This is a genomic window from Quadrisphaera sp. DVD1, assembly GCF_058932755.1.
This window is the reverse complement of sequence record NZ_JBZYWI010000177.1, coordinates 1-5954: the sequence shown is the minus strand read 5'-3', so window position 1 is coordinate 5954 and position 5954 is coordinate 1. Positions and strand designations below refer to the sequence as shown.

General features: G+C 74.3%; 6 protein-coding genes. 5 read left to right on the top strand and 1 reads right to left on the bottom strand.

All coding sequences use genetic code 11. The features are described from left to right. Window positions 1-327 (top strand): alpha/beta hydrolase family protein (locus AC5FZL_RS15065; protein ID WP_493619702.1); only part of this gene is annotated, 327 nt, incomplete at its 5' end. A 13-nt stretch (window positions 328-340) separates the two neighbouring features. Here AC5FZL_RS15065 and htpX read toward each other — a convergent pair. Continuing rightward, window positions 341-1210, bottom strand: coding sequence for a zinc metalloprotease HtpX (gene htpX / locus AC5FZL_RS15060; protein WP_493619701.1), 870 nt, complete (start codon window positions 1208-1210; stop codon window positions 341-343). Window positions 1211-1397: 187 nt separating this feature from the next. On the opposite strand from htpX, the gene AC5FZL_RS15055 reads away from it, so the two are divergent. From AC5FZL_RS15055 to AC5FZL_RS15040, 4 genes are all read left to right on the top strand, one after another. After that, window positions 1398-3335 (top strand): 2-oxoacid:acceptor oxidoreductase subunit alpha, encoded by a 1938-nt coding sequence (locus tag AC5FZL_RS15055; protein WP_493619700.1) that lies wholly within the window; start codon window positions 1398-1400, stop codon window positions 3333-3335. Continuing rightward, a complete protein-coding gene (locus AC5FZL_RS15050; RefSeq protein ID WP_493619699.1) occupies window positions 3332-4441 on the top strand; it encodes a 2-oxoacid:ferredoxin oxidoreductase subunit beta in 1110 nt (369 codons plus the stop codon). The genes AC5FZL_RS15055 and AC5FZL_RS15050 overlap by 4 nt, the downstream gene beginning before the upstream one ends. Then, window positions 4438-5406, top strand: a complete 969-nt coding sequence (gene rarD / locus AC5FZL_RS15045; RefSeq protein ID WP_493619698.1) for an EamA family transporter RarD — start codon at window positions 4438-4440, stop codon at window positions 5404-5406. Before AC5FZL_RS15050 ends, rarD begins: the two co-directional genes overlap by 4 nt. Next, on the top strand, window positions 5403-5954 hold a 552-nt coding region (locus tag AC5FZL_RS15040; protein WP_493619697.1), incomplete at its 3' end, for an MFS transporter. The genes rarD and AC5FZL_RS15040, both read left to right, overlap by 4 nt.

Genomic DNA, 5954 nt, shown 5'->3' with positions numbered 1-5954 from the left:
CTCGTGGCCGGCGACCGCCGCCAGCTCGGGGGCGGGGCGGTGGCGGGGCTGCTGGGCGGGCGGGCCGCCGAGGTCCCCGAGCGCTACGCCGTGGCCGACCCGGTGCAGCTGGTCCCCTTCGGCGTCCCGCTGCTCGTCATCACCGGCGACGCCGACACCTCGGTGCCGCCCAGCCAGTCGCAGGCGCTGGCCGACGCCGCCCGGGCCGCGGGCGACGACGTCGAGCTCGTCGTCGTGCCCGGCGAGGACCACTTCGCCCACCTCGACCCGACCTCGGAGTGCTGGGCGGTCACGCGCGACTGGCTCGACGCGCGCCTGCCCGCCTGACGGGCCTGACGGGTCAGTAGGACCGGTAGCCGCTCGCCATCGCCTCGAGCCGGGCGATCCGCTCGGCCATCGGCGGGTGGGTGGCGAACAGGCTCTTGACGTCACCGGCCCGGAACGGGTTCGCGATCATCATGTGGCTCGCGCTGACCAGGTCGCGCTCCGGCGCCAGCGGGCGCGCCCGGGTGCCCATCTCGAGCTTGCGCAGCGCCGAGGCCAGCGCGAGGGGGTCGCCGGTGAGGGTGGCGCCGTCCTCGTCGGCGTCGTACTCGCGGGTGCGGCTGATCGCCAGCTGCACGACGCCGGCCGCGACCGGCCCGAGGAAGAGCACGAGCATCCCGGCGAGGGGGTTGCGGTTCTCCCGGTCGCCGCCGCCGAAGAACATCGCCAGGTAGGCGAGGTAGGTGATCGCGCTCGACAGCGCGGCGGCGACGGAGGAGGTGAGGATGTCGCGGTTGTAGACGTGCATCAGCTCGTGCCCGAGGACGCCGCGCAGCTCTCGCTCGTCGAGGAGCTCCAGCAGCCCCTGCGTCGCGGCGACCGCGGCGTGGGAGGGGTTGCGCCCGGTGGCGAAGGCGTTCGGCGCCGCGGTCGGCGAGACGTAGATGCGCGGCATCGGCTGGCCGGCCCGCGCGGAGAGCTCGCGCACGATCCGGTGCATCACCGGCTGCTCGGCCTCGCTGACCTCGCGGGCGCGCATCGCCCGGATCGCGATGGTGTCGCTCTTCCAGTACGAGACGCCGGTGATCGCCAGGGACAGGAGCAGCCCGATGAACAGGCCGCCCGTGCTGCCCCCGAACAGCAGGTAGCTGGCGCCGATGACGAGGGCGCCGAGCAGCCCGAAGAGCATGGCGGTCTTGGCGCCGTTGAAGTGGCCGTGGCCCATGTCGCGCGATCCTTCCTTGACGGTTCCTTTACCTCAACGCCGGGGGGAGGGCCCTCGTTCCCGGGCGCTGCTCCGGACGGGGAGGAGCGCCCGGGCGCCTACCATGGACCGGACCGCCCGCCGCACCCGCCCGTCCCGGGCCCGCCGGCCCGGGCACATCTCGCGTGGACAGGACGTTGCCGCTGTCATGAGCACCACCACCTCCGGTTCGAAGCACGGCCCCAAGCAGGTCCAGCAGCTCGACCGCGTCGTCATCCGCTTCGCCGGCGACTCCGGCGACGGGATGCAGCTCACCGGCGACCGCTTCACGGCCGAGACCGCCTCGTTGGGCAACGACCTGAAGACCCTGCCCAACTTCCCGGCCGAGATCCGCGCTCCTGCCGGGACGCTTCCGGGGGTCTCGAGCTTCCAGCTGCACTTCGCCGACCACGACGTCTCCACCCCCGGCGACGCGCCCGACGTCCTCGTGGCGATGAACCCGGCGGCGCTCAAGGCGAACCTGCACGACGTGCCCCGCGGCGGCACGCTCATCGTCGACACCGACGACTTCTCCCGGCGCAACCTCGCGAAGGTCGGCTACACGACCTCCCCGCTCGAGGACGGCAGCCTGGAGTCCTACCAGGTGCACGCGGTGCCCATGACGTCGATGACGGTGGAGGCGCTGAGCGACCTGCAGCTCTCCCGCAAGGACGCCGAGCGCAGCAAGAACATGTTCGCCCTGGGTCTGCTGTCGTGGCTGTACGACCGCCCGACCGAGCAGACCGAGCGCTTCCTGCGGGGCAAGTTCGCCAAGCGCGCCGCCGTCCTCGAGGCCAACCTGAGGGCCTTCCGGGCCGGCTGGGCGTTCGGGGAGACCACCGAGGGCTTCGCCGTCCGGTTCACCGTGCCCGCGGCGCCCGCCGAGCGCGGCACCTACCGCAACGTCACCGGGAACACCGCGACCGCCCTCGGGCTCGCCGCCGCCGCCCACCGCGCGGGGCTGCCGCTGGTGCTGGGCTCCTACCCGATCACCCCGGCCAGCGACATCCTCCACACCCTCTCCGGGCTCAAGCGCTTCGGCGTGACGACGATCCAGGCCGAGGACGAGATCGCCGCCATCGGCGCCGCCCTGGGCGCCTCCTTCGGCGGGTCCCTGGGCCTGACGACGACCTCGGGCCCGGGCCTGGCGCTGAAGTCCGAGACGATCGGCCTGGCGGTCTCCCTGGAGCTGCCGCTGGTCATCGTCGACGTCCAGCGCGGCGGCCCGTCCACCGGGCTGCCGACGAAGACCGAGCAGTCCGACCTGCTGCAGGCGATGTACGGGCGCAACGGGGAGTCCCCGGTGCCGGTCGTCGCGCCCTCCACCCCGGCCGACTGCTTCGACGCCGCGATGGACGCCGTCCGGATCGCCGTGACCTACCGCACGCCGGTGCTGCTGCTCTCCGACGGCTACCTCGCCAACGGCTCCGAGCCGTGGCGGCTGCCCGACGTGGCCGCCCTGCCCGCCGCGGCCCCGGACTTCGCCACCGGCCCGAACGACACCGGCGCCGACGGCAGCCCCGTCTTCCACCCGTACCTGCGGAACCCCGAGACCCTCGCCCGCCCCTGGGCGGTGCCCGGCACGGCCGGGATCGAGCACCGGGTCGGCGGGCTGGAGAAGGCCGACGTCACCGGCGACATCTCCTACGACCCGGCCAACCACGACCGGATGGTGCGCCTGCGCCGGGCGAAGGTGAAGGGCATCACCGTGCCCGACGTCGTCGTCGACGACCCCGCGGCGGCCACCGGCGGCCGCGCGGACGTGCTCGTGCTCGGCTGGGGGTCGACCTTCGGGCCCATCACCGCGGCCGTGCGCGAGGCCCGCCGCCAGGGCCTGTCCGTGGCGCAGACGCACCTGCGCCACCTCAACCCCTTCCCCGCCAACCTCGGCGAGGTGCTGCGCGGCTACTCCCGCGTGCTCGTGCCCGAGATGAACCTCGGCCAGCTCGCCCTGCTGCTGCGCGGGCGCTACCTCGTCGACGTCACCAGCTGCAACCAGGTGCGCGGCCTGCCCTTCACCTCGGCCGAGCTGGTCGAGGCGATCACGGCGCTGTCGCCCGTCGGACCAGGGCTGCCGCCCGTCCGCACCCCCGAGGAGACCCGATGACCGCCACCTCCGTCCCCCTCGGCATGCCCTCGCTCGGCACGCCCCGCTCCGGCCTGGCCGGCGTCCCGGCCCTGCCCGAGGGCGAGAAGCTCGGCAAGAAGGACTTCACCTCAGACTCCGAGGTGCGCTGGTGCCCGGGCTGCGGCGACTACGCGGTCCTCGCCGCCGTGCAGGGCTTCCTGCCCGAGCTCGGCCTGCGCCGGGAGAACGTCGTCTTCATCTCCGGGATCGGGTGCTCCTCGCGGTTCCCGTACTACCTGGACACCTTCGGGATGCACTCCATCCACGGCCGCGCCCCGGCGATCGCCACCGGCCTGGTCACCTCGCGCCCGGACCTGTCGGTGTTCGTCGTCACCGGCGACGGCGACGCGCTGTCCATCGGCGGCAACCACCTCATCCACGCGATGCGCCGCAACGTCAACATGACGATCCTGCTGTTCAACAACCGCATCTACGGGCTGACCAAGGGCCAGTACTCCCCCACCTCCGAGGCGGGCAAGGTCACCAAGTCCACCCCGGCGGGCTCGCTGGACTCCCCGTTCAACCCCGTCTCGCTGGCCCTGGGCGCCGAGGCGACCTTCGTGGCCCGCACCCTCGACTCCGACCGCAAGCACCTGACGTCGGTGCTGCGCGCGGCCGCCGAGCACCGCGGCACCTCGCTCGTCGAGATCTACCAGAACTGCCCGATCTTCAACGACGGCGCGTTCGACGTCCTCAAGGACCGCGACGAGTCCCAGGCCCGCCTCGTGCGCCTGGAGCACGGCGAGGAGCTGCGCTTCGGGCGCGAGGACGCCGAGAAGGTCGTCGTCCGCTCCGCCTCCGGCTTCGGGGTCGAGGTCGTGGACGCCGCGGCGGCCGGCGGCCGCGAGGTCGTCGTCCACGACGCCACGACGCCCGACCCGTCGCTGGCGTTCGCGCTCTCGCGCCTGGACGACGTGTCCATGGCGCACGTGCCGGTGGGGATCTTCCGCTCGGTGCACCGGCCGACCTACGACGACCTCGTGCGCGAGCAGCTCGACGACGCCCGCGAGGCGCAGGGCGGCCCGGCCACCGACGCCGACCTGGCCGCGCTGCTCGCCGGTGGGGACACCTGGACCGTGCAGTGACCCAGCGGGCCGGCGTCCTGTACGGGCTCTCGGCCTACCTCCTCTGGGGCGTCTTCCCGCTGTACTTCCCCCTCATGGCGCCGGCCGGCGCCGTGGAGGTGCTGCTGCACCGGGTGCTGTGGTCGCTGCTGTTCTGCGCGCTCGTCCTGACCGTCATCAGCGTGCTGCAGCGCGGTGCGGCCAGCACGTGGCGCCCGCTCGCGGCCCTGGCGCGCTCCCCGCGCCAGGTGGCGTGGCTGGCGCTGGCCGCCGTGGTGCTGGCGGTGAACTGGGGCGTCTACATCTACGCCACGACCACCGAGCACGTCATCGAGGCGTCGCTGGGCTACTTCGTCAACCCGCTGGTCACCGTCGCGCTCGCGGTGCTCCTGCTCGGCGAGCGGCTGCGCCGCCTGCAGTGGGTGGCCGTGGGCGTCGGCGCGGTGTCCGTCGTGGTGCTCACGGTCGACTACGGGCGCCCGCCGTGGATCGCGCTGGCCCTGGCGTGCAGCTTCGCCACCTACGGGCTGGCGAAGAAGAAGCTCGGCGTCGGGATGAGCGCGCTGACCAGCCTCACCGCCGAGACCGTCGTGCTCTTCCCGCTCGCGGCCGCCGCCCTGGTCTGGATCGAGCTCACCGGCCGCGGCACGTTCACCGCCGACCCGCCCGGGCACGCGCTGCTGCTGGCCACCACCGGCGTGGTGACCGCCGTCCCGCTGCTGCTCTTCGCCGCGGCGGCCCGGCGGGTGCCGCTGAGCACCACGGGCCTGCTGCAGTACGTGACCCCGGTGATCCAGCTCGGGCTGGGGGTGCTCGTGCTCGGCGAGCGGATGCCCGCCTCGCGCTGGGCCGGCTTCGCCCTCGTGTGGGTGGCCCTCGCCTTCCTCACCGCCGACGTGCTGCGCGCCGCCGGGGCCGAGCGCTCGCGCGCCCGCGCCCTGCGCACCGCCGCGGGCCACGGCACGAGCGCGATGAGCGCGCCGTGAGCACCCGCACGACCCGCTCCGCGACGACGACCGCGAGCACGACCACGCCGGAGGCGCTCCCCTCCCGCTCTGCGCTCCGCTCGGCGGTGCCGCTGGTCCTCGGCGTCCTGCTCGTCGCCGCGAACCTGCGCCCCACGCTCACCAGCGTCGGCCCGGTGCTGCCCGAGCTCCAGGGCGACCTCGGCCTGAGCGCCACGGGAGCGGGCGCGCTGGGCGCCCTGCCGCTGCTCACCTTCGCGGCGGCGGCTCCGCTGGTGCCGCGCCTGGCCCGGCGCCTGGGCGCGGAGCCGCTCATGGTGCTCTCCCTCGCGGTGCTGCTGGCCGGCACGGTGCTGCGCTCCCTCTCGGGGCCGGTCGGCGTCTTCGCCGGGACCGTGGTGCTGGCCGCCGGCATCGGAGCGGCCAACGTGCTGCTGCCCGCGGTGGTCAAGGCCCGCCTGCCCGACCGGGTCGGCCTGGTCACCTCCTGGTACGCCGCGACCCTGACGGTCGCCGCGGCCCTGGCCTCCGGCGTGGCCGTGCCGATCGCGCAGGCCAGCGCGGCCGGC